This is a genomic window from Rhizobium sp. WSM409, from assembly GCF_057653825.1.
Map to the genome: position 1 here is coordinate 4,194,550 of NZ_CM172794.1, position 22,408 is coordinate 4,216,957.

Consider the following 22,408-nt stretch of genomic DNA (forward strand, 5'->3'; position numbering starts at 1 on the left):
ACCGCTTTTTGCTGACCCCATAGGGCTTTTGGCAGAACATTGCCCAGGCGGCGGAAAGTTGGTATATGCAGGCCATGGAATCCAAGTTCAGATGCATTGGTGCGCATATTTTCGTGCTGCAGGATCACTATCGCCTGCCGGCGCGGTTTTTTGCGTGTGTGTCTGGTGCGCTCAACAGCCGACTTCGTTGATCGAATGACGGCCGGCGGAGCCTGATCTGCCATTCTCGATTTTCCAAAAGCTTCAGAAAAACGGACTTAACGCCATGAGCGCACCGCGTACCCTCTACGACAAGATCTGGGACGATCATCTGGTCGACGAACAGCCGGACGGCACCTGTCTTCTCTACATCGACCGCCACTTGGTCCACGAAGTCACCTCGCCGCAGGCTTTCGAAGGCCTACGCATGACCGGCCGCAAGGTTCGCGCGCCGGAAAAGACGCTCGCCGTCGTCGACCACAACGTTCCGACCTCGCCCGACCGCCATCTCGGCATCAAGAACGAGGAAAGCCGCATCCAGGTGGAAGCGCTGGCCACCAACGCCGCCGAATTCGGCGTCGAATATTATTCGGCAAGCGACAAGCGCCAGGGCATCGTCCACATCGTCGGTCCGGAACAGGGCTTCACCCTGCCTGGCATGACCATCGTCTGCGGCGACAGCCACACCTCGACGCATGGCGCCTTCGGGGCGCTGGCGCACGGCATCGGCACCTCCGAGGTCGAGCATGTGCTGGCGACCCAGACGCTGATCCAGAAGAAGGCCAAGAACATGCTGGTGCGGGTCGACGGCCTGCTTCCGCCGCACGTCACCGCCAAGGACATCATCCTTGCCATCATCGGCGAGATCGGCACGGCCGGCGGCACCGGCCACGTCATCGAATTTGCCGGTGAAGCGATCCGCGCGCTGTCGATGGAAGGCCGCATGACCGTCTGCAACATGACGATCGAGGGCGGCGCCCGCGCCGGCCTGATCGCCCCGGACGAAAAGACCTTCGAATACATCAAGGGCAAGCCGCGCGCGCCGAAGGGCGAGGCGCTGGAACAGGCGATCGCCTACTGGAAGACGCTGCAGACCGACGAGGGCGCTCATTACGACCGCGTCGTCGTCCTCGACGCCGCCAGCCTGCCGCCGATCGTTTCCTGGGGCTCCTCGCCCGAGGATGTCATCTCCGTCCAGGGCATCGTTCCGAACCCGGATGACATTCCGGACGAAACCAAGCGCACCTCGAAGTGGCGCGCGCTCGACTATATGGGCCTGAAGCCGGGCACGAAGATGACCGACATCACGCTCGACCGCGTCTTCATCGGCTCCTGCACCAACGGCCGCATCGAGGATCTGCGCGAAGTCGCCAAGGTCGTCGAAGGCAAGACGGTTGCCTCAACCGTCGACGCGATGATCGTGCCGGGCTCCGGCCTCGTCAAGGAACAGGCGGAAGCCGAAGGCCTCGACAAGATCTTCAAGGCCGCCGGTTTCGACTGGCGCGAACCGGGCTGCTCCATGTGCCTTGCGATGAACGACGACCGTCTGAAGCCGGGCGAACGCTGCGCTTCGACCTCGAACCGCAACTTCGAGGGCCGTCAGGGCTTCAAGGGCCGCACGCACCTCGTCTCGCCGGCAATGGCCGCTGCAGCCGCGATCGCCGGGCACTTCGTCGATATCCGCGAGTGGAACTGATCCGTCGAAACGGATAACAATCAAAAGCCCACCGATGCCCCTGCGCATCGGTGGGCTTCGCATTTATGGCACCCCGTGCCTTCGGCACCTGGTGGATAATGCTCCCATGGGCTCGTCAGTGAATGACCCGCGTTCTCGATTTCACCCGTTCGGGCAATCGACATCGGAGAGTGCCTGTGGCTTCATCGAGATGGCGCTTTCAGACGCATCTCGCGCGACTTTCGACAGACACGCTTTCGGGCGTCCATTGCCGGTTTCGGCGATCATTGGCCTGGCGGCGCTACAGCGCGCGGGTCTTTTCAGACGCGCAAAGGACGCTGTAACACTTTGGATTGCTGCATAATTTCATCCTTAAATCGATTCCGATTTAAGGAATTATGCAGGAGCAAAGTTCCGCGTTGTGTGATCTGGGAGAATAGCCATGAGACAGAAAATGGCAGGACGCCTGCCGCAAACCATCCTGGGCCTGTTCGTATCGCTGGCATCGATCGATGCCGCCGCGGCTGCGCCGATCCATCCGGCAGCACCGCCGATCACGGTCTCTTCCGGCTTGTGGCAACAGGTCGCGCAAAACAAGGCACCGTCTCTCAATGGCTATCGTGGCTATAGCAGCGCCCGGCCCGGCTATATCAAGAGCTCGAATGGCTATTGGTATCCCTCGCGCGCCTTCGCTTCGGACGATTATACCGGTTCGATCGGGCGTCCGCAGCGCCTGAACAATGCCTGCAACTTCGGTTTTACCCCGACCAACGGCTCGTCCAAATGTAATTATTGAAGCGGCAGGCCCGTCATACAAAGGCCGCCGCGGGTAATCTCTCCCGAGGCGGCCGTTGATTGCCTTGGCAATGATTGAGACGACGATCAGAAGGTCGCCGTTATCGGATCCGGTCCCATGCGGGCACCGGCGCTGTCGAGTTTGGCGATCGCGGCCATGTCGTCGGCATCGAGCTTGAAGTCGAACACCTGGAAGTTCTCCTCGATGCGCGACGGCGTCACCGATTTCGGGATGACGACGAGGCCGGTATCGATGTGCCAGCGAATGATCACCTGAGCCGGCGTCTTCTGATGTTTTTTGGCGATCTGACCGATATCGGCGTTCGAGATGAACTTACCTTGGCCGAGCGGGCTCCAGGATTCGGTGGCGATATTCAGCTTCTGATGAGCCTCCTGCGCCACCTTCTGCTGGAAATCGGGATGCAGCTCGATCTGGTTGATGACGGGAACGACGCCGGTCTCGCCGATGATACGCTCGAGATGTTCGGGATTGAAATTCGACACGCCGATCGAACGGGCACGACCCTCTTCCCGGATTCGGGCGAAAGCCTTCCAGGTCTCTGTATAGAGGCCGCGATGCGGCGACGGCCAGTGAATGAGGTAGAGGTCGACGTACTCGGAACCGAGCTTCTTCAGGCTGCCCTCGAATGCACGCAGCGTATTGTCATAGCCTTGATCGGTATTCCTGAGTTTGGTGGTGACGAAGATGTCTTTGCGGTCGAGGCCGGAAGAGCGGATGCCTTCGCCGACACCCTCTTCGTTGTCGTAGCCGGAAGCCGTATCGATATGACGATAGCCGGCGGCGATCGCCGTGCGCACGGTGGGAGCGGCAATGTCCTGCGGCGTCTGCCAGACGCCGAGGCCGACTTGCGGAATGGAATGTCCGTCATGGAAAGTGATGATAGGTTGAGCGGTCACAATATATCTCCGGGAGTTTGAAGAATTGGACGAGGCATGAATTGCGCCCGCTCTTGCGGACGTCCCTGAACGCATTTCAGCCGGAGCGTTCGGTCACCGACAGCATATAGGCGACCGCATCCGGAAGACAATCAGACGACGCGGACAATCGTTCCCTTTCGAAGGTGAGGCAGCAGGCGGCGCATGTCGCGCAGGCTTACCGCCACGCAGCCCGCCGTCGGCTCGTAGCCCGGCCTGATGAGATGGAAGAAGATCGCCGAGCCGCGATTGCGCGCACGCGAGGAGATGTTCCAGTCCATCACCAGGCAGATATCGTAGAGCCCGTCGCTGCGCCGCATTTCCTCATGACTTGCGCAAAACGGCGCCCGGACGAGGCGGTTGTAGCTGGCACTGTCGGACTGATCGCACCAGAGCATGTCGGGGCGGATGCGGCGGATGGAAAGCGGAGTGACGAGCCGGCCATTCCGCTCGCCGCGCCGGAAGCCTGATATCAACCTCATCGAGGCGATCGGCGTGGCGCCGTCGCCCTCGCGTTTCATCACTGTGCGGCCGGAGCGGCCGATCGCAGCGGGCACGGTGATGGCGCCGAGCCGGACGATCGCCCGGTTCTTGCGTCCCGGCGCAGCACGCACCACCATCGTCGACGGCGTCATACCCCGCCTCTGCCTTGCTTTTTCCATTTTTCTCGCATGTCGTGCCTTGTCTGGGGCTTCGATTGAAATCATATCGAAACCGACCCGGCAACAGCCCGCTGCCCGATCCTTGCCAAACCAGGAATTTGGCGTAGGACTAGGGGACTTAACATGAGGACGCAAACGGCATGACCGCACGCACCATTCTTCTGGTGGATGACGACGATGACCTTCGGCAGACGCTGACGGAGCAATTGTCGCTGTATGAGGAATTCACGGTTCTGCAGGAAGCCAACGCCGGCAAAGGTGTCGCGACCGCCCGCGCGACGCCGATCGACCTGCTGATCATGGATGTGGGCCTGCCCGATATGGACGGCCGCGAGGCAGTGAAGCTGCTGCGCAAGGGCGGCTTCAAGGCGCCGATCATCATGCTGACTGGCCACGATACCGATTCCGACACGATCCTCGGCCTCGAAGCCGGCGCCAACGACTATGTCACCAAGCCCTTCCGCTTCGCCGTGCTGCTCGCCCGCATCCGCGTGCAGCTGCGCCAGCATGAGCAGAGCGAGGACGCGACCTTTACCGTCGGCCCTTACCTCTTCAAGCCCAGCCAGAAGCTCCTGACCACCGATAACGGCCAGAAGATCCGACTGACGGAAAAGGAAGCGGCGATCATCCGCTATCTCTACCGCGCCGAACAGAAGGTCGTCACCCGCGACGTGCTGCTCGAAGAGGTCTGGGGCTATAATTCCGGCGTAACGACGCATACGCTGGAAACCCACGTTTATCGCCTGCGCCAGAAGATCGAGCGAGATCCCTCCAATGCCGAAATCCTCGTCACGGAAAACGGCGGCTACAAGATCATACCCTAGAGCAGTTCCGTTTTTCTCCGAATCACGGAAATGCCTATCTCTTTGTTTTCATGCAATTCCGAACGCAGACTGCGACGCACTTCTGCTGGAATTGCTCTAAGGCGAAAAGCCCGCATGGCGCTGACCGACGACATCCACATGCTCGCGCAGCTTCCTCTGTTCAAGGACATGAACGAGGATCAGCTGCGGTTGATCGCCTTTGGCGCCGACCGGCGCATGATCGCTGCCGGCCAGATGCTGTTTCGCCAGGGCTCACCCGCCGAGAGTGCCTATGTCATCCTCAGCGGCAGCCTGGAGCTGAGCGCGACGAGCAGCGACGGCATGCAGAGGACAGAGGGGATCGCCGGTCCCGGAACCCTGGTTTCCGAGCTGGCGCTGGTAACCCTGGTGGAGCGCAAGTTCACCGCGGTAGCGCGCGAGGACACCAGCATCATCCGCATCACCCGCGCCCTCTTCCACCGGCTGATCGAAGAATATCCGGACGCAGCCCGGCTGATCGAGAACCGCATCCGCGACAATCTCGCCGAACTCGCGGCAAAGGCCGCAAGTCAATTCTATCGCTTCAACTGACCCCAGTTAGAGCGCTTCTGCCCTTTACAAAAAGCTGGACCGAATCGCCCTAGAAATCGAAATGCGCCGTCACCGGTACGTGGTCGGAGGGCCGGTCCCAGCCGCGCGCCTCTTTCAGGATTTCGATTCGCTTGAGATGCGGCCCGAGATCCGACGACGACCAGATATGGTCGAGACGGCGGCCGCGGTCGGCGGCCTCCCAATCCTTGGCGCGGTAGCTCCACCAGGTGTAGAGTTTCTCGTTTTCAGGCACATGCTGACGCATGAGATCGAGCCAGGCGCCGCGCTTCATCACCTCGATCAGCCCCTCGGTTTCGACAGGCGTATGGCTGACGATCTTCAGAAGCTGCTTGTGCGACCAGACGTCATGCTCCAGCGGCGCGATGTTGAGGTCACCGACGAGGATGGCTGAAGTGTTGGCCTCGCCATTGGCTTTCAGCAGCTTCATCTCTTCGATGAAATCGAGCTTGTGGCCGAATTTCGGATTGATCGTGCGATCCGGCTCGTCGCCGCCGGCCGGGACATAGAAATTATGCAGCCGAACCCGACGATTGCCGCGCTCGAAGATCGCCGAGATGTGACGCGCATCGCCGATGCCGCAATAATCCTGCCGGTGATCCTCGGTCAACGGAATGCGCGAGGCGATCGCCACGCCATGATAACCCTTCTGGCCATGGATGATGATGTGATTGTAGCCCAAAGCCCTGAGCGGTGCCGCCGGAAACAGGTCGTTCGTCACCTTGGTTTCCTGCAGGCAGAGAATATCGGGCCTGTGCTTGAGAACGAGCTGCTCGACGATCGGCATGCGCAGCCGCACCGAATTGATGTTCCAGGTGGTGATCGAAAAACCCATGCCCATACCCTCTCGCGTCCAATGCCTCGCATGCCGGCCGAACCGCGGCTCGACGCGAAGCGCTTTCATGAAAGGGCTTTAAAACAAAGGCGGACGCGAGGGAACCAGCCACGAGCATGATGCCGAAAAGTGTGAGCGGTTTTCGGACGACATCATGCTCAAATCGTTGATTGAGATCCGGATGTTTTCAAGCCAATCGGCCTGAAAACATCCGGATCTGGTAAAAGCGGCCGGCGATCAACCGAAAAGCTCTCAATCGCGCGACTGCGGCGTGCCTGGAATGGTCTCATAGGGCACGCGGAAGACGCGATCCTCGAACTGCATGCCGGTTTTGACATTGAAGATCATCACCGAGGTGTCCTTGCCCTGATTGTCGGTGATCGTCCACTGACGCAAGTCGTAAGTCTTCGGGTCGAACATCATGGTGATGGTCGAGTTTCCAAACACCGTATTGTTGCCGAGCGCGATCGTCGTCAGGTCAGACTCTTCCTTCACGCCCTTCACCATGCCCGCCGACAGATCGATATGCTGCGCGAGGAGCAGGCTGAGCGGGGTCTTGGACAGCGGATAGAGATCCCAGGTTTTGAGCTTCATATTGCCGATGGCGACGTTCTTGCCATCGGCAATCACCCGCATCGGCGACGGATCGTCATAGTTGAAGCGCAGCTTGCCGGGGCGCTGGATGAAGAACTTGCCGCCGGTCTGTTCGCCGCGCGGGCCGAACTGCACGAATTCGCCCTGCATCGTCGTGACGCCGGAAAAATGATCGGCGATCGCCTGCGCCGTGCCGGAGGCGGGAGCTGCCGCCTGCGCATAAGCACCAAGGGGAATGGCGCTCGCTATCGCAGCGACGGCAAAGGCGCCGAGAAGGTCGCGGCGCGTTACCGTCAGGCCGGAGAGGAAGGTATCGGAGTGACTCATCTAAATCTCCTTTATGCGATCTGCATGCTGCCGAAAGGCGGCGTCTTCAAGGCGTTGCGATCGGCCTGCGAGAGGTAACGGCTTCGGCGCTATCAGGTTTCCGGAAAAGCGGCTGTATTGGAAATATATGCCTGTTCTGTCAGCGGTCGAGGATGTCGCCTTCTGTGGGAACGAGGATCTCGCGTTTGCCGGCATGGTTGGCCGGTCCTATGATGCCCTCCTTCTCCATGCGCTCGACGAGCGAGGCAGCACGGTTGTAGCCGATGCCGAGGCGGCGCTGGACGTAGGATGTCGATGCCTTGCCGTCGCGCAGCACGATGGCGACCGCCTGGTCGTAGGGATCTTCCGATTCGGAAAGATTGGACGTGCCGGCCGGGCCGCCGCCGCCGCCGTAATCGCCATCCTCGTCATCATCGGCGGTGATCGCGTCGAGATATTGCGGCGAGCCCTGGGTCTTCAGGTAGGAGACGATCTCTTCCACCTCGACATCCGAAACGAACGGGCCGTGCACGCGCTGGATACGCCCGCCGCCCGCCATGTAGAGCATGTCACCCATGCCCAGCAGCTGCTCGGCGCCCTGTTCGCCAAGGATGGTGCGGCTGTCGATCTTCGAGGTCACCTGGAAGGAGATGCGGGTCGGGAAGTTCGCCTTGATCGTGCCGGTGATGACGTCGACCGACGGACGCTGTGTCGCCATGATCACATGTATGCCGGCGGCGCGGGCCATCTGCGCCAAACGCTGGACGGCGCCTTCGATATCCTTGCCGGCGACCATCATCAGGTCGGCCATCTCGTCGATGATCACGACGATATAGGGCATCGGCCGCAGATCGAATTCTTCGGTCTCGTACATCGCTTCGCCGGTGTGGCGGTCGAATCCGGTCTGCACCGTACGCGAGATCGCCTCGCCCTTCGACAGCGCCTGCTCGACGCGGGTGTTGAAGCCGTCGATGTTACGCACGCCGATCTTCGACATCTTCTTGTAGCGCTCTTCCATCTCGCGAACGGTCCATTTGAGCGCGACGACGGCCTTCTTCGGATCGGTGACGACAGGCGAAAGCAGATGCGGGATGCCATCATAGACGGAGAGCTCGAGCATCTTCGGGTCGATCATGATCAGCCGGCATTGTTCCGGCGTCATGCGGTAAAGCAGTGACAGGATCATCGTGTTGATGGCGACCGACTTGCCGGAGCCGGTGGTGCCGGCGACGAGCAGATGCGGCATCTTGGCGAGGTCGGCGATCACAGCTTCGCCGCCGATCGTCTTGCCGAGCGCCATGGCGAGCTTCGCCTTGCTGCCCTCGAAATCCCGGGAGGCGATGAGTTCACGCAGATAGACGGTCTCGCGCGTCTGGTTCGGCAATTCGATGCCGATCGCGTTGCGGCCGGGCACGACGGCGACGCGGGCGGCAATGGCGCTCATCGAGCGGGCGATATCGTCGGCAAGGCCGATGACGCGCGACGACTTGATGCCGGGCGCCGGCTCCAGTTCGTAGAGCGTGACGACCGGGCCGGGGCGGACATGGATGATCTCACCCTTGACGCCGAAATCCTCAAGCACGCCTTCGAGCATGCGGGCATTCTGTTCCAGCGCATCGGCCGAAAGCGTGGAGTCGCGCACGACATTCTTCGGTTCGGCGAGCAGATGCATCGAGGGAAGCTGGAAGCCCTCCGGACGGATGAACGAGCCCTGCGCCTCCCGCTCGATGCGGGCGCTGGGCTTCGGACGCGCGACCACGGGGACGACGCGCGGTTCCGGCTTGCCGGCGGCCTTTGCCGGTGCGCGGATCATCCAGTCGCCGTCCTCATCGTCGTCGGGCAGGATATCGGCCGGGCGCGGCGGCATATCGGTATCGAAGGGCAGGTCGTCGTCATTGTCGTCGTCGTCATCGATGGACATCGACGGCGCGGAGACGATACGCCGTGGCGAAGCCGTTCTTGACCCCATCGATGGTTCCATCGAAGGCTCCATGCGCTCGCCGCGGGCGGTCGGCGCCTTGGCGCGCACGGGTTCGTTCAGCGTACCGAACTCGTCATCGTTAAAATCATAAGGTGATTCGTAATCGCCCTGGCGCCGCTTGCGCGGCCCCATGCCGAAGAGCCGCCTCAGTCGGCCCTGGCTCATGTACCAGGCATGCGTCACGGCACCGCTAAGAGCGACCCAGCGGGATTCGTCCTCCTCCTCGTCCTCGTCTCCGACGACGCGGGCCTTGCTACTGCGCGTATCGACGTACTCCTCCTCGACCTCCTCGTCGGCGTCGCTGCGGCCGACCAGGCCGGAGGCAAAGAGCATCATCCAGGCGGTCGGCGCGGCAAAGATGCAGCCGACGACCATGGCGAAGGTGCCTGTGGGATAAGCGCCGACGAAGAGTGCGGGAAAACGCAGGATCATGTCGCCGACGACGCCGCCGATGCCGTTCGGAATCGGCCAGGTGAGCGGCGGCGGAAAGCAGCCGATGATGGCGCAGGAAAGCACCGAACCGGCCAACCAGGCGCCGCCACGGGCCGGAATACGGCTGAAGCGGCGGCCGGAGATCAGCGTCAGCGCCCAGGCGACGATCGGCAGCATCGAAACGACGCTGGCAAGCCCGAGGAACTGCATGACGATATCGGCAAAGGCAGCCCCGCTGTAACCGAGAATATTCGTCGGCAGGTTGGCGGTCGCATAGGAATAGCTCGGATCCGCAACATTCCATGTCGCCAGCGCCGCGACGCAGAACGCCAGCAGCAGAAAGATCGCAAAGCCGATGAGCGCCTGGATCTGCCGCAGCATGAATGCCGAGAAGGAGAACCGATCCGGACGGCCATCCATTGCCGGCGACGTGCTTCTTGCCATGTGTCTAACCCGTCCAATGCCTGAGGACACGCGAATCGCTGACGCTTCGCCGTGCCAAAATGCGTCCGCTCTACCTAATCAGAGCCGGGTTAAAGCGATGTTAACCATGCATGCCTGGACGACAATTCCGGACCGGGAAATGAAAAAAGCCCGAACCTTGAAAGGTCCGGGCCAAATGCGGTCTATGGTTAGATAGGCCGCGACGGGCCGTGAAGCGGCGCCCTTCTGCCGGGCGCCGCAAACCCTGTGATCAGGAAGAGTGGTAGGCGGCTTCGCCGTGGGTCGAAAGGTCGAGACCTTCGCGTTCGGCTTCGACCGTGACACGCAGGCCGATGACGACGTCGACGATCTTGTAGAGGATCGCCGAGCCGATACCCGACCACAGCAGCGTCGTCAGCACGCCCTTGGCCTGAGCCCAGACCTGGGTTGCCGTGCCGGCATAGGAGGCTGCGAAATCGGCGGTCGAATAATCGACGATGCCTGCACCGCCGAGCGCCGGGTTGACGAGGATACCGGTGCCGAGAGCGCCGATGATGCCGCCGACGCAATGGACGCCGAAGACATCGAGGCTGTCGTCGTAGTTGAACTTGTTCTTCACGACGTCGACGAAGAAGTAGCAGACCGGTGAGACGATCAGGCCGAGAACGATCGAGCCCATCGGGCCGGCAAAGCCTGCCGCCGGGGTAATGGCGACGAGACCGGCAACCGCGCCGGAAGCGCCACCCAGCATGGAAGCCTTGCCGCGGGTGAGGGTTTCGACGATGCACCAGGACACAGCGGCGGCAGCCGTGGCGACGAAGGTGTTGATGAAGGCAAGCGAGGCGTAGGAATTGGCTTCGAGGTTGGAGCCGGCATTGAAGCCGAACCAACCGACCCAGAGCAGCGAGGCGCCGACCATGGTCAGCGTCATCGAGTGCGGAGCCATGATTTCCTTCTTATAGCCCGTGCGCTTGCCGAGCATGATGGCGCCGACGAGGCCCGCAATACCGGCATTGATGTGAACGACCGTGCCGCCGGCGAAGTCGATTGCGCCATAGGAGAAGATCAGTCCGGCCGGCGAGGTGTAGGAGCTCGGACCGCCCCAGAACCAGACCATGTGTGCCATCGGGAAGTAGATGAAGGTGACCCAGAGCACGACGAAGAGCATGACGGCCGAGAACTTGATGCGTTCGGCGAATGCGCCGACGATCAGGCCAGGCGTGATGCAGGCAAAGGTCATCTGGAATACGATGAAGGTGTATTCCGGAATGGCGACGCCCTTCGAGAAGGTTTCAGCGAGCGACGACGTATTGACGCCGGCGAGGAAGGCCTTGGAGAAGCCGCCGACGAAGCTGTTCAGCGAGCCGCCGTCGGTGAAGGCAAGCGAATAGCCGTAAGTCACCCAGATCAGCGCCACGACGGCGGTGATCATGAATACCTGCATCAGCACCGAGAGCATGTTCTTGGCGCGCACGAGACCGCCGTAGAAAAGCGCAAGGCCGGGGATGGTCATCAAAAGGACGAGCGCCGAGGAGACGAGCATCCAGGCATTGTCACCCTTGTCCATGGTGAAAGCAGGAGCAGCAGCGGCGGTGGCAGCAGCTGGTGCAGCCTCCTGCGCAAAAGCGACGGCCGGCGCCAGAAGGGCGGCCGAAGCTGCGCAAAGCCGCGCAAAGGTGGAAGAAAACTTCGAAATTGACATTGGAAAAAGCTCCTTGATCTGCCGTTCTTACAGCGCTTCTGAATCGGTTTCGCCCGTACGGATGCGCACGGCATGGTCGATCGAATAGACGAAGATTTTGCCGTCGCCGATCTGACCGGTCTTGGCCGATGCCGCGATGGCCTCGACCGCCCTGTCGACGAGTTCCGATGCAACAGCGATTTCGATCTTGAGCTTCGGCAGGAAGCTGACTGCATATTCGGTGCCGCGATAGATTTCGGTGTGCCCCTTCTGGCGCCCGTAGCCCTTCACCTCGGTTACGGTCAGCCCCTGAATACCGATCGCCGTAAGGGCTTCGCGGACCTCATCGAGCTTGAACGGCTTGATAATGGCCATCACAATTTTCATCTGGTTTCCCATCCTTCGTTATCCTCGGCGCGGAGCCGACTCTCCTTGCCGCTGACGTTCCTGAACAGCGACCGGCGATATACATTCAAGGGGCGTGCCAGATTCAAGGCATGTCTTAAGTTATTGAAAAGTAAAGGTTATAATAAATAATGCCAATAAACAGGCAAATGACCGGCCGATAAGCGCACAAATAACGCGCAAATTCGAAAAGATGCACATTATTTATTCATTTGCCTTTTTCCGAATCAGACCTTCCTGCGCGACAGAGGCAATCAGCTCACCCGATCGCGTAAATAGGCTACCCCGGGTTAATCCTCTGGCGCCAGAAGCCGACGGACTGTCCTGCGTATAAAGCAGCCAGTCGTCGAGCTTGCAGGGTCTGTGGAACCACATGGAATGATCGAGGCTCGCCACCTGCAGGCTCTGGTCGAAGATGGACGTTCCGTGCGCATAGAGCGACGTATCGAGCAGCGTCATGTCCGAAAGATAGGCAAGCACCGCCGCCTGATAAAGCCGGTCGTCGGGAACCGGGCCGGTGGCACGTACCCACACGTCCTGCTTCGGATCGAGCTTCCTGTCGGAAAAATAATGCGTCAGCGAGACGGGACGGATCTCGATCGGCCGCTCGCGCTGCCAGTATTTTCGGATCGCCTCCGGCGCGTGCGCGAGATACTGTTCCTTGATCTGCTGCTCGCCGAGCAGTGCCTCCGGCATCTCGACATCGGGCATCGTAATCTGATGTTCGAAGCCCGGCTCCTCCACCTGGAAGGAGGCCGACAGCGCGAAGATCGCCTTGCCGTGCTGGATGGCGACGACGCGCCTCGTATTGAAGCTCGATCCGTCGCGGATGCGCTCCGCCTGGTAGATGATCGGCACCGAGGGATCGCCGGGACGCATGAAATAGGCATGCAGCGAATGGACGAAACGCTCGCCCTCGATGGTGCGCTGCGCCGCCATCAGCGCCTGGCCGATCACCTGGCCGCCGAAGACCCGCTGCCAGCCGACCTTCGGGCTGCGGCCGCGGAAGATATCGACCTCGATCGGCTCGAGGTCGAGCGTCGAAAGCAGCGTCTCCATCGCCGAAGGCTCTGATGTCTCGCGCGTCATTTCTATGTCTCCCGGCGGTAGGAAGTGAAGTTGCGATGATCTATATAGAGCACATCTGAGGCACAAGGTACGGGAGCGGCGCGATGTTGGACATGCTGGTTGTGGGCGGGGGTTATGTCGGCCTTTCCGCCGCTGTCGCGGTCAAACAGGCAGCACCCCATCTGAATGTCGCCGTCGTCGAGGCGGCCCCCGAGCATGTCTGGAAAAACGATACGCGCGCTTCCGCCGTCATCGCGGCGGCGGCAAAGATGCTCGAGGTCTTCGGCATCTGGAACGAGATCGAGCCGGAAGCCCAGCCGATCACCAAAATGATCGTTACCGACTCCAAGACATCCGATCCGGTGCGTCCGGTTTTTCTGACCTTCGACGGCGAAGTGGCCGATGGCCGGCCTTTCGCCCATATGATCCCGAATGTTGCGATGGTCGCCGCCCTGCGCGGCGCCTGCGACCGGCTCGGCATCGACATCCGCCACGGGCTCGGCGCCACGGAGCTGAAGACCCACGACACCCATGTCACCGTCACGCTTTCGGACGGCAGCGCGCTGGAAACCCGGCTGCTGGTTGCCTGCGACGGCGTGCGCTCGAAACTGCGCGATCTCGCCGGCATCAGAACCGTCACCTGGGACTACGGCCAGTCCGGCATCGTTGCGACCGTCGAACACGAGCGGCCGCATGACGGCTGCGCCGAGGAACATTTTCTGCCGGCCGGCCCCTTCGCCATCCTGCCGCTCAAGAACAACCGCTCCTCGCTCGTCTGGACGGAGCGCACGCCGGATGCCAACCGGCTGGTCGCCGCCGACGACCTGATCTTCGAGGAAGAGCTCGAACGCCGCTTCGGCCACAAGCTTGGGAGCCTGAAAGTGATCGGCGACAAGCGTGCCTTCCCGCTCGGCCTGACGCTCGCCCGCTCCTTCGTCGCGCCGCGTTTCGCGCTGGCTGGCGACGCCGCCCATGGTATCCACCCGATTTCGGGGCAGGGCCTCAATCTCGGCTTCAAGGATGTGGCGGCACTTGCCGAAACCATCGTGGATGCCGATCGCCTCGGCCTCGATATCGGCTCGATCAATATCCTAGAGCGCTACCAAACCTGGCGCCGCTTCGACACTTTCCGTATGGGGGTGACGACCGACGTCTTGAACCGGCTCTTCTCCAACGACGCAACGCCGATCCGCATCGCCCGCGACGTCGGACTCGGCATCGTCGACCGGCTGCCACGCCTCAAATCCTTCTTCATCGGCCAGGCGGCCGGAACGACGGCAAAGGACAATCCGCGGCTGCTTGCCGGAGAGACGATTTAAAGAGGCGCTTGCGCATAACTCGAAATCGGAAACGCTAAGGACGCTCTATTCATCAAGACGGCGAGCCTCTGACACCAGCATGATCGGAATGCCGTCGCGGATCGGATAGGCAAGCCGCGCCTTTTCCGAGACAAGTTCATTCTGCTCGCGATCATAGGAAAGCCGGCCCTTGGAGAGCGGGCAGACCAGGAGATCGAGCAACTTTGGATCGACGCGGCTGAGTTTTTCGTCCATGGCTGAAGTCTACTGCAGAACCGTGTCAGAGTCACCGAAGACGCGCGCCAGCACGATTTCGGTAATGGCGATCAGCGTCTCGGCTCGCGTCTTCAGGTCAGGCGCCTCCAGCAGCGCTTGCTTTTCCGCCGGCCCGAAGGGCGACATCATCGCCAGCGAATTGACCAGCGTCAGATTGCTCGCGCGTTCAACGCTCTCCCAGTCGGCCTCGAGCTTGTTGGCATCGAGATAGGCCTTGAAGGCGGTCAGAAGCGCTGCGCGATCGACCGCCTCCTCCTCGTTCGCGGCCGAGAGGTCGGCGATAAAAGGGGCGATACGGAAGATGCGGAAGGGATCGCTGGTCGCTTTCTCCTCCAGCAGCCGGAAGCGGCAGACGCCGGTCAGCGATACGATATAGCGCCCGTCGCCGGTCTCCGCGAAAGAGGTGATGCGGCCGAGGCAACCGACGGCGGCAAGGTTGGGCTCGCCGCCCTTGTCCTCGTGTTCGCCGAATGCCGGCTGCACCATGCCGATCAGCCGGTTTCCGGTCAGTGCTGCATCCAGCATCGCCAGATAGCGCGGCTCGAAAATGTTAAGGGGAAGCTGCCCGGCCGGCAGCAGGAGGGCGCCGGTCAGGGGGAAGACAGCGATCGCATCAGGCAGATCGCCCGGCTTCAGGTATCTGGCATTCCCGACTTGCATGAAACCGTCCCGCATTCTTGTAACGGGCTTGCCCGTCCTGACGAGAATGTGGTGCCCTCGTCCGAAAACGCAAGGGCAGATGCTCGAAACTTAACTCGTACGCCGAAAATCGGAATCGGTTCTCGGAAAAGATCCTGCACCGATTCAATGCGATAGACCGACCGTGGCGCGTGCTGCGGGATGCGCGGCGCCCTACGAAAACAGCATCGCCGAAAGCTTGCGCCGCGCTGCAACTGTCGCTGGATCCTTGAAGCCCCAGACCTCGAAGAACTGCAGCAGCTGGCGGCGGGCGCCGTCATCGTCGAAGGCACGGTCCTTGCGCATGATCAGCAGCAGATGGTCGGCCGCTTCGTCGCGCCGGCCTTCGACATTGCGGATCTTGGCAAGCTTGATCCGCGCTTCGTGGTCATCGGGATTGGCGGCCAGTTCACGCTCGAGCGCAACGGGATCACCGAGCTTGCGGGCCTCCTCGATCTGCTCGAGCTTCATCAGCACGGCCTGGATGCCGGCGTCTTTCGCCAGCTCTTCCGGCAATTCCGTCAGAATTTCGCGCGCCCGCTGATGCTGGTTGGCGGCGATCATGCATTCGGCCATGCCGGCAAGCGCCTTGGCATTCTCGGGATCGGCCTGCATCACGGCGCCGTAGAGCTGAGCGGCCTCGTCGATATTGCCGGTGGCAAGCAGTTCCGCCGCTTCCGCAACCACCGCTTCGATTTCGGCCGCCTCGTCGGCGCCGGCCGGACCGGCGATCCGGTCGATGAACTGCTGGATCTGGCTTTCCGGCACCGCGCCCATGAAACCGTCGGCGGGACGGCCGTTGACGAAGGCGATGACGGCGGGGATCGACTGGATGCCGAGCTGACCGGCGATCGAGGGATGGTCGTCGATGTTCATCTTGACCAGCCGAACGCGGCCCTTGGCTTCGTTGATGACCTTTTCCAAGACCGGCGTCAGCTGCTTGCACGGGCCGCACCAGGGTGCCCAGAAATCGACCAGTACCGGCTGCTTGCGCGATTCCTCGATGACGTCCTTGGCGAAATTCGCGGTCGTCGTCTCCGTGATGTAGCTGCTGGCCGCAGCCGCGGGTTCCGGCGCAGCACCGAAGTTTGTCGTCGCCGTCATCTGATTTCCGAAGGAAGCATTATAGGGGTTGTCGCTGCCGCTCATAGGTATCTCCCGCCGCGCCGATCCTGCCGGCGTCTTTGCTAAAGCATGTCGCGCAAAACTGTATGGCGGTTTTGCGATAAAGGCATGCGCAAAACCAAAGACTAAAGCGCGGCAGGCGAATCTAAAAGATCGAGACGCGCTTTAGCGCTAAAATCGTATGTCAGGACGTCACTTTCAAGACAAGTGGCTTATGTCCCGTCGCTTCCATGAAACGGATGAGATCGCTGCTCGCAATCGAGGTCGTCGCATCATTGGATAGCGGATGGCAGTTGACGATCTCGTGCGCCATCAGCTCGGCATCGAGCACGAAGGTGACATTCTCAGCGGTATCGTTGATCGCACCGAAGGCCGTGACCGAGCCCGGAGCAACGCCGAGATACTCCATCAGCTTCTCCGGCCTGCCGAAGGAGACCCGGCCGGAGCCGCCGATGGCATTATGCACTTGCTTGAGGTCGACGGCAGCATTTTCCTCCACGGTCAGCAGAAAATATCTGTCCTTCTTGTCTTTAACGAACAGGTTCTTGGTGTGGCCGCCGGGGATTTCATCGCGCAGGGCCACCGATTCCGCCACGGTGAAAACCGGCGCATGGTCGACCGTCTTATGGGCGATGCCGAGCCCGTCGAGGAAGGCAAACAATTCTTCTCTTGTCTTCGGGGCATTTTCGGACATCGGGCAATCCATTGGACAGGAAGGGAAAAAAGCGAGGCGTCCTGATTAAGGCGGTCCACATCGTTTGGCAATCTTTGCGACCGACGCTTTGCCCCGCATTTGCGGCCTTTCCGCCGGGCGTCAGCGAACACCAGAATTTTTCTTCGCCTCTCCGTCATTTCCCTGTTGCATTTGAAAACCCGTTAGGCCATATAGCGCCGGTCGCCGCGAGGCGGCGCCCACGGTCCAACAACTACCCCGGACCGATGTGGATTGAGCGGGTGTAGCTCAGGGGTAGAGCACAACCTTGCCAAGGTTGGGGTCGAGGGTTCGAATCCCTTCGCCCGCTCCAGTTTCTCAAATAAAATTAAATGTCTGCTTAGCGCCGGGATAGACGCCCTTGCGCCAACGCACGGCAAGAGCAGATTTGACGCCTTGCGCTGCTCCGAGCTCATTTTGGCAGGAATCCATGAGCTGGATAACCATTCTCGAAGAATACGACGGATAGCCTCTGAGTGGGTGGGCGCATCGACTTACTGTTCGGCGAACCTGTCGAGGCGCTGCGCTGAATTCATCGGCCAGCCAGACCCCCACCATAATCTATATAGCACTTCGGAATCCCGAAATTGGTTGCGGTGTTGAAATCATTGGATGTTTCCTCGCGGCGACACCACCCAAAACGCGACGAATTTCGGGATCCCGAAGCGGGGAAATTTCGGGATCCCGAAGTGGGATTTTTTCTTTATGGCGATGCGGCCGCGTTTGTCGGCAACAATCGGCCCGCGGCATCCGACGGAAGAAACCGAGCCGGTCGGAGGCTCACCGATTACGGCACTTTCGACCTCGACGCCGGCTTAGAAGATCAAGATTGTAATTTATTTTGGTTGATTGGTTCGTTTGTAAACTTATTGTCGAGGCAAAAGGACGCGTCTGCGGATCGGATCCCGAATGTTCAGTTTATCGCAGCACAACTCAGTCGACCGACACAGATCCGCACCCGGCGCGTCGATACCGGCGCTGGAGCCGGGTTGCCAGCATCGCCCATAACTTTCTGACTGCTCCCAACATCAACTGAGGTTTCCCATGCGCATCGCCGTCGGTGGCATTCATATCGAATGCAGCACATACAACCCCGTCCTGAACGAGGAGAAGGATTTCCGCGTGCTGCGCGGCGCGGCGCTGCTGGAAGCGCCGTATTTCGCCTTCCTCAGGGATTACGCTGCCGAATTTCTGCCGACGATCCATGCCCGCGCCATCGCCGGCGGCCCGGTTTCGCGTGCCACCTACGAGGCCTTCAAGGGTGAATTCCTCGAGCGGCTGAAGCCGATGCTGCCGCTTGACGGTCTCTATCTCGCCATGCACGGCGCCATGTATGTCGAGGGCATGGAGGATGCGGAAGGCGACTGGATCAGCGCGGCCCGTGCGCTGGTCGGCAAGGATTGCACGGTCTCGGCAAGCTACGATCTGCACGGCAACGTCACGCAACGCATCATCGATGCGCTCGATATCTATTCCACCTACCGCACTGCGCCGCATATCGATGTCGAAGAGACGATGCGCCGCTCCGTTTCCATGCTGGTAAAGAGCCTGAAAACCGGCGAGAGGCCGGTCGTGCTCTGGGTGCCGATCCCGGTCGTGCTGCCCGGCGAGCGCACCAGCACCGTCGATGAGCCGGCAAAGAGCCTCTATGACATGCTGCCCGGGATCGATGCGATCGACGGCGTCTGGGATGCATCGCTGATGGTCGGCTATGTCTGGGCCGACGAACCGCGCGCCACCGCCGCCGCGATCATGACCGGCACCGACCGCACCGTGCTGGAGCGCGAGGCCAAACGCCTCGCGAGGGCTTATTGGGATGCGCGCGAAGACTTTGTCTTCGGCTGCAAGACCGGCACGCTCGAGGAATGTGTCGAAAGGGCGATCGCAAGCCCGACCGCTCCTGTGGTGCTTGCCGAATCCGGCGACAACCCGACCGGCGGCGGCGTTGGGGACCGGGCTGATGTGCTGGCAGAGCTGATTGCCAGGGGCGCCACCGGCGTCGTCTTTGCCGGCATCGCCGACAAGGCGGCGACCGAGGCCTGTTATGCCGCTGGCATCGGTGCGGAACTGGAGCTCAGTGTCGGCGCCTCGCTCGACACCCAGGGTAGCAAGCCCGTTCACGGCCGCTTCACGGTCAAGTTCCTGCATGAGACATCAGATCCCACAGACCGCCAGGCGGTAGTTTCGGTCAGTGGTATCGATCTCGTGCTCTCCGCCAAGCGTCGGCCCTATCACAACATCGTCGACTTCACCCGGCTCGGCCTCGACCCACACAAGGCCAGCATCATCGTCGTCAAATCGGGCTATCTCTCGCCGGAACTGGCGCCGATCGCCAATCCGAACCTGATGGCGCTATCAACAGGGGTCGTCGATCAGTTCGTCGAGCGCCTGCCGCGGCTGCGCAAGCAGCGTCCGACCTATCCTTTCGACAAGGATTTTGCCTTCGAGCCGCAGGTTTTTCTCTCCGCACGCTCGACGCTGGCCTGAGCTTCAGCTGAACCAATTGCATTTTCTGGATGACATTGTCGATCGCGGCGCCGCCCTGTCGCCGCGATCGACTGCTTTCCCGTATCGCGGCAATAGCGGGATTTGAGCAAAAAACGGGCAGATTTGGATTTGCACAAAAAAGCGCTTGACGGTCGGCGCTATTTGGTTTGGACTGAACCAATAGAAAATTGGTACGGACCATTTAAGCGAATGCCGATGGATGAGACGCAGGGCAATTCGAATTATGCGCTGGAGAGGCTGAGGGCTCTGCTGCGGTCCGACAGTCTCGACGCCGACGGCAAGCTGCCGACCGAGCGCACCCTTTCGGAAATGCTTGGCGTCGGCCGCCGTGCCGTCCGCCGTGCCCTCGAAGTGCTGGAGGCTGAGGGCCGCATCTGGCGCCGCCAAGGCTCCGGCACCTATGCCGGCCCGCGCCCCGACGGCTGGAGCGATCATGTCGGCTCGATCGTTGCCGGCACCGATCTCATGGAAGTCATGGAAGTGCGCCTGCGCATCGAACCGCAGCTCGCCCAGCTTGCCGCCATGCGCGCCAAGGCCGCCGATATCGAGCGCATGTATGATCTGGTGAAGAAGATCTACGAAAGCACCGATGCCGACGGCCGCGAACTCTGGGACGGGGCGCTGCACCGCCAGATCGCCCAATGCGCCGGCAACGGCTTCTTCCTCACCATCTTCGACGTCATCAACCGGGTGCGCCAGGACGAGGCCTGGCAGACGATCCGCGAGCGCGCCCGCAGCGCCAGCCGGACGCGGCCCGTCACCTTCGGTCAGCACACGGCGATCGTCGATGCGATCGCCGCTCGTGATCCTGCCAGGGCGGGCGAAGCGATGCGCCAGCATCTGCTGACGCTGCAGGAAAGCCTCATCCGCATCACCTCGCTCGATCATAGCGAAACGGAGGTCGACAAGACCCTCGCCTGAACAGCGAGGTGAGCAGGGAGAAGAGAGACGGGCGGGCCATAACCGCCGGAATGGAAGCCAAAACCAAACAAACAGAACAGAGGAGAATGGAATGAAGATCGCCAAATTGCTGACCGCCACCGTTGCCGGCGCGCTGTTTGCGCTTCCTGCCTTCGCCGTCGACCTGAAGATCGGATTGCAGGACGATGCCGACGTGCTCGATCCCGCGCAGTCACGCACCTTCGTCGGCCGCATCGTCTATACTGCAATGTGCGACAAGCTGGTCGACGTCTCGCCGGATCTGAAGATCGTGCCGCAGCTTGCCACCGAATGGAGCTGGTCGGCCGACGGCAAAGAGCTCACCATGAAGCTGCGCCAAGGCGTCAAGTTCCATGACGAGACCCCGTTCAACGCCGAAGCCGTCGTCGCCACCATCGAGCGCAACATCACCTTGCCGGAATCACGCCGCAAGAGCGAGCTGACCTCGGTCGCAAAGGTCGAGGCGACAAGCGAATACGAGGTCAAGTTCACCCTCAAGGCGCCTGACGTCACCCTTCTTGCCCAGCTTTCCGACCGCGCCGGCATGATCGTCTCGCCGAAGGCCGCCAAGGAGCTCGGCGCCAAGTTCGGCGATCACCCGGTCTGCGCCGGTCCGTTCAAGTTCGTCGAACGCATCCAGCAGGATCGCATCGTGCTCGAAAAGTTCCAGGACTACTGGAACAAGGACAAGATCTTCATCGACAAGCTCACCTATCTGCCGATCCCGGATACGACGGTGCGCCTCGCCAATCTGCGTTCCGGCGATCTCGACATGATCGAGCGCCTGGCCGCGACCGATGCTGAAGCCGTGAAGGCGGATTCGAGCCTGGTCTATGCCGACGCCGTCGGCACCGGCTACATGGCGCTCTATACCAATATCGGCAACGGCGCGCGTGCCGACAATCCTTTCGGCAAGGACAAACGCCTGCGCCAGGCTTTCTCGCTGGCGATCGACCGCGATGCCGTCAACCAGATCGTCTATGAAGGCACGGCCGTCTCCGGCAACCAGCCCTTCCCGCCGAGCAGCCCGTGGTTCGACAAGGATATTCCCGTCCCCGCCCGCGATCTCGACAAGGCCAAGGCGCTGATCAAGGAAGCCGGCTTCGACCGCGTGCCGATCGAGCTGCAGATCCCGAACAATCCCGTTGCCATGCAGATGATGCAGATCATCCAGTCGATGGTCGGCGAAGCCGGCTTCGACGTCAGCCTGAAGTCGACGGAATTCGCCACGCTGCTGAGCGAGCAGACCGCCGGCAACTATCAGCTCAGCCGTTCCGACTGGTCCGGCCGCGTCGATCCCGACGGCAATATCCATCAGTTCATCACCTGCAAGGGCGGCATCAACGACACGAAATACTGCAACGCCGAGGTGGACAAGCTGCTGAACGAAGCTCGTGCTTCGACCGACGATGCCGTGCGCAAGCAGAAATACGATGCCGCCGCCGTCATCCTCAACGACGATCTGCCGATCATCTATCTCGGCCATCAGTCCTGGATCTGGGCGCTGCACAAGAACATCACCGGCTTCGTTCCGTCGCCGGATGGCATGATCCGCCTCGTCGGCGTCAAGAAAGCCGGCTGATCCCTAGAGCATGATGCCGAAAAGTGTGAGCGGTTTTCGGACGACATCATGCTCTACTTTTTGATCCAGCAAATCATGCGGCGGAAACCCTCCGCCGCATGACCCC

At 61.1% G+C, this 22,408-nt stretch carries 21 protein-coding genes and 1 tRNA gene; 10 read left to right on the top strand and 12 right to left on the bottom strand.

Annotation, left to right across the window (positions count from 1 at the left end; all coding sequences use genetic code 11):
• Window positions 1–265 precede the first annotated feature (265 nt).
• Together leuC and AC25BC_RS20680 are read left to right on the top strand one after the other, a co-directional pair.
• Window positions 266–1,675 (top strand): 3-isopropylmalate dehydratase large subunit, encoded by a 1,410-nt coding sequence (leuC, locus tag AC25BC_RS20675; protein WP_017966174.1) that lies wholly within the window; start codon window positions 266–268, stop codon window positions 1,673–1,675.
• A gap of 421 nt (window positions 1,676–2,096) precedes the next feature.
• A complete protein-coding gene (locus AC25BC_RS20680; RefSeq protein ID WP_017995452.1) occupies window positions 2,097–2,450 on the top strand; it encodes a hypothetical protein in 354 nt (117 codons plus the stop codon).
• 86 nt (window positions 2,451–2,536) lie between these two features.
• Here AC25BC_RS20680 and AC25BC_RS20685 read toward each other — a convergent pair whose 3' ends face one another.
• On the bottom strand, window positions 2,537–3,367 hold the full coding sequence (locus AC25BC_RS20685; protein WP_017995453.1) for an aldo/keto reductase: 831 nt from the start codon (window positions 3,365–3,367) through the stop codon (window positions 2,537–2,539).
• A gap of 131 nt (window positions 3,368–3,498) precedes the next feature.
• Window positions 3,499–4,020, bottom strand: coding sequence for a L,D-transpeptidase family protein (locus AC25BC_RS20690; RefSeq protein ID WP_128438330.1), 522 nt, complete (start codon window positions 4,018–4,020; stop codon window positions 3,499–3,501).
• A gap of 167 nt (window positions 4,021–4,187) precedes the next feature.
• On the opposite strand from AC25BC_RS20690, the gene AC25BC_RS20695 reads away from it, so the two are divergent.
• Both AC25BC_RS20695 and AC25BC_RS20700 read left to right on the top strand, forming a co-directional pair.
• The gene (locus AC25BC_RS20695) at window positions 4,188–4,871 is read left to right on the top strand and encodes a response regulator transcription factor (protein ID WP_017995455.1); all 684 of its coding nucleotides are present in this window, start codon (window positions 4,188–4,190) and stop codon (window positions 4,869–4,871) included.
• A gap of 114 nt (window positions 4,872–4,985) precedes the next feature.
• Entirely contained in the window at window positions 4,986–5,441 is a 456-nt protein-coding gene (locus tag AC25BC_RS20700; protein ID WP_017995456.1) for a cyclic nucleotide-binding domain-containing protein, read from the top strand.
• A gap of 49 nt (window positions 5,442–5,490) precedes the next feature.
• On the opposite strand, the gene AC25BC_RS20705 is transcribed toward AC25BC_RS20700, so the two are convergent.
• From AC25BC_RS20705 to tesB, 6 genes are all read right to left on the bottom strand, one after another.
• The gene (locus AC25BC_RS20705; protein WP_113546785.1) at window positions 5,491–6,294 is read right to left on the bottom strand and encodes an exodeoxyribonuclease III; all 804 of its coding nucleotides are present in this window, start codon (window positions 6,292–6,294) and stop codon (window positions 5,491–5,493) included.
• A 252-nt stretch (window positions 6,295–6,546) separates the two neighbouring features.
• Window positions 6,547–7,215, bottom strand: a complete 669-nt coding sequence (locus AC25BC_RS20710; protein WP_012759384.1) for an outer membrane lipoprotein carrier protein LolA — start codon at window positions 7,213–7,215, stop codon at window positions 6,547–6,549.
• Window positions 7,216–7,354: 139 nt separating this feature from the next.
• Window positions 7,355–10,051, bottom strand: a complete 2,697-nt coding sequence (locus AC25BC_RS20715) for an FtsK/SpoIIIE family DNA translocase (protein ID WP_128438331.1) — start codon at window positions 10,049–10,051, stop codon at window positions 7,355–7,357.
• A gap of 250 nt (window positions 10,052–10,301) precedes the next feature.
• Complete coding sequence (locus tag AC25BC_RS20720; RefSeq protein ID WP_012759386.1) at window positions 10,302–11,732, bottom strand: ammonium transporter; 1,431 nt, start codon at window positions 11,730–11,732, stop codon at window positions 10,302–10,304.
• 27 nt (window positions 11,733–11,759) lie between these two features.
• On the bottom strand, window positions 11,760–12,110 hold the full coding sequence (locus AC25BC_RS20725) for a P-II family nitrogen regulator (RefSeq protein ID WP_003543684.1): 351 nt from the start codon (window positions 12,108–12,110) through the stop codon (window positions 11,760–11,762).
• Window positions 12,111–12,320: 210 nt separating this feature from the next.
• Window positions 12,321–13,205 carry an acyl-CoA thioesterase II gene (gene tesB / locus AC25BC_RS20730; protein ID WP_128438332.1) on the bottom strand — a complete coding sequence of 295 codons (885 nt, stop codon included), beginning with the start codon at window positions 13,203–13,205 and terminating at the stop codon, window positions 12,321–12,323.
• An 83-nt stretch (window positions 13,206–13,288) separates the two neighbouring features.
• Between tesB and AC25BC_RS20735 the strand changes: the two genes are divergently transcribed.
• On the top strand, window positions 13,289–14,503 hold the full coding sequence (locus AC25BC_RS20735; protein WP_128438333.1) for a ubiquinone biosynthesis hydroxylase: 1,215 nt from the start codon (window positions 13,289–13,291) through the stop codon (window positions 14,501–14,503).
• Between the two features lie 45 nt (window positions 14,504–14,548).
• On the opposite strand, the gene AC25BC_RS20740 is transcribed toward AC25BC_RS20735, so the two are convergent.
• The 4 genes from AC25BC_RS20740 to AC25BC_RS20755 all read right to left on the bottom strand — a co-directional run bounded on the left by AC25BC_RS20740 (window position 14,549) and on the right by AC25BC_RS20755 (window position 17,255).
• Complete coding sequence (locus tag AC25BC_RS20740) at window positions 14,549–14,737, bottom strand: Trm112 family protein (RefSeq protein ID WP_012759389.1); 189 nt, start codon at window positions 14,735–14,737, stop codon at window positions 14,549–14,551.
• A gap of 9 nt (window positions 14,738–14,746) precedes the next feature.
• Window positions 14,747–15,433 carry an LON peptidase substrate-binding domain-containing protein gene (locus AC25BC_RS20745; protein WP_017995461.1) on the bottom strand — a complete coding sequence of 229 codons (687 nt, stop codon included), beginning with the start codon at window positions 15,431–15,433 and terminating at the stop codon, window positions 14,747–14,749.
• A gap of 177 nt (window positions 15,434–15,610) precedes the next feature.
• Window positions 15,611–16,585: a thioredoxin gene (trxA, locus tag AC25BC_RS20750; RefSeq protein WP_128438334.1), complete on the bottom strand. Its 975-nt coding sequence runs from the start codon at window positions 16,583–16,585 to the stop codon at window positions 15,611–15,613.
• Between the two features lie 160 nt (window positions 16,586–16,745).
• Complete coding sequence (locus AC25BC_RS20755; protein WP_128406549.1) at window positions 16,746–17,255, bottom strand: prolyl-tRNA synthetase associated domain-containing protein; 510 nt, start codon at window positions 17,253–17,255, stop codon at window positions 16,746–16,748.
• A 256-nt stretch (window positions 17,256–17,511) separates the two neighbouring features.
• Here AC25BC_RS20755 and AC25BC_RS20760 point away from each other — a divergent pair.
• The 5 genes from AC25BC_RS20760 to AC25BC_RS20780 all read left to right on the top strand — a co-directional run bounded on the left by AC25BC_RS20760 (window position 17,512) and on the right by AC25BC_RS20780 (window position 22,302).
• A tRNA-Gly gene (locus AC25BC_RS20760) sits at window positions 17,512–17,586 on the top strand.
• 274 nt (window positions 17,587–17,860) lie between these two features.
• A complete protein-coding gene (locus AC25BC_RS20765) occupies window positions 17,861–18,289 on the top strand; it encodes a hypothetical protein (protein ID WP_164902313.1) in 429 nt (142 codons plus the stop codon).
• A gap of 28 nt (window positions 18,290–18,317) precedes the next feature.
• Window positions 18,318–19,760, top strand: coding sequence for a M81 family metallopeptidase (locus AC25BC_RS20770; RefSeq protein WP_012759393.1), 1,443 nt, complete (start codon window positions 18,318–18,320; stop codon window positions 19,758–19,760).
• Between the two features lie 210 nt (window positions 19,761–19,970).
• Complete coding sequence (locus AC25BC_RS20775; protein WP_012759394.1) at window positions 19,971–20,702, top strand: FadR/GntR family transcriptional regulator; 732 nt, start codon at window positions 19,971–19,973, stop codon at window positions 20,700–20,702.
• A 91-nt stretch (window positions 20,703–20,793) separates the two neighbouring features.
• Entirely contained in the window at window positions 20,794–22,302 is a 1,509-nt protein-coding gene (locus AC25BC_RS20780; RefSeq protein WP_012759395.1) for an ABC transporter substrate-binding protein, read from the top strand.
• The last annotated feature ends 106 nt before the right edge of the window (window positions 22,303–22,408 follow it).

What these genes read in the sequence shown, in the direction of transcription:
- AC25BC_RS20735 (WP_128438333.1), top strand. Translation starts at nt 13,289, where the DNA reads ATGTTGGACATGCTGGTTGTGGGCGGGGGTTATGTCGGCCTTTCCGCC.
- AC25BC_RS20720 (WP_012759386.1), bottom strand. Translation starts at nt 11,732, where the DNA reads ATGTCAATTTCGAAGTTTTCTTCCACCTTTGCGCGGCTTTGCGCAGCT.
- AC25BC_RS20755 (WP_128406549.1), bottom strand. Translation starts at nt 17,255, where the DNA reads ATGTCCGAAAATGCCCCGAAGACAAGAGAAGAATTGTTTGCCTTCCTC.
- tesB (WP_128438332.1), bottom strand. Translation starts at nt 13,205, where the DNA reads ATGACGCGCGAGACATCAGAGCCTTCGGCGATGGAGACGCTGCTTTCG.
- leuC (WP_017966174.1), top strand. Translation starts at nt 266, where the DNA reads ATGAGCGCACCGCGTACCCTCTACGACAAGATCTGGGACGATCATCTG.
- AC25BC_RS20700 (WP_017995456.1), top strand. Translation starts at nt 4,986, where the DNA reads ATGGCGCTGACCGACGACATCCACATGCTCGCGCAGCTTCCTCTGTTC.
- AC25BC_RS20680 (WP_017995452.1), top strand. Translation starts at nt 2,097, where the DNA reads ATGAGACAGAAAATGGCAGGACGCCTGCCGCAAACCATCCTGGGCCTG.
- AC25BC_RS20715 (WP_128438331.1), bottom strand. Translation starts at nt 10,051, where the DNA reads ATGGCAAGAAGCACGTCGCCGGCAATGGATGGCCGTCCGGATCGGTTC.
- AC25BC_RS20770 (WP_012759393.1), top strand. Translation starts at nt 18,318, where the DNA reads ATGCGCATCGCCGTCGGTGGCATTCATATCGAATGCAGCACATACAAC.
- AC25BC_RS20780 (WP_012759395.1), top strand. Translation starts at nt 20,794, where the DNA reads ATGAAGATCGCCAAATTGCTGACCGCCACCGTTGCCGGCGCGCTGTTT.
- AC25BC_RS20710 (WP_012759384.1), bottom strand. Translation starts at nt 7,215, where the DNA reads ATGAGTCACTCCGATACCTTCCTCTCCGGCCTGACGGTAACGCGCCGC.
- AC25BC_RS20740 (WP_012759389.1), bottom strand. Translation starts at nt 14,737, where the DNA reads ATGGACGAAAAACTCAGCCGCGTCGATCCAAAGTTGCTCGATCTCCTG.
- AC25BC_RS20695 (WP_017995455.1), top strand. Translation starts at nt 4,188, where the DNA reads ATGACCGCACGCACCATTCTTCTGGTGGATGACGACGATGACCTTCGG.
- AC25BC_RS20690 (WP_128438330.1), bottom strand. Translation starts at nt 4,020, where the DNA reads ATGACGCCGTCGACGATGGTGGTGCGTGCTGCGCCGGGACGCAAGAAC.
- AC25BC_RS20725 (WP_003543684.1), bottom strand. Translation starts at nt 12,110, where the DNA reads ATGGGAAACCAGATGAAAATTGTGATGGCCATTATCAAGCCGTTCAAG.
- AC25BC_RS20745 (WP_017995461.1), bottom strand. Translation starts at nt 15,433, where the DNA reads ATGCGGGACGGTTTCATGCAAGTCGGGAATGCCAGATACCTGAAGCCG.
- AC25BC_RS20705 (WP_113546785.1), bottom strand. Translation starts at nt 6,294, where the DNA reads ATGGGTTTTTCGATCACCACCTGGAACATCAATTCGGTGCGGCTGCGC.
- trxA (WP_128438334.1), bottom strand. Translation starts at nt 16,585, where the DNA reads ATGAGCGGCAGCGACAACCCCTATAATGCTTCCTTCGGAAATCAGATG.
- AC25BC_RS20775 (WP_012759394.1), top strand. Translation starts at nt 19,971, where the DNA reads ATGCCGATGGATGAGACGCAGGGCAATTCGAATTATGCGCTGGAGAGG.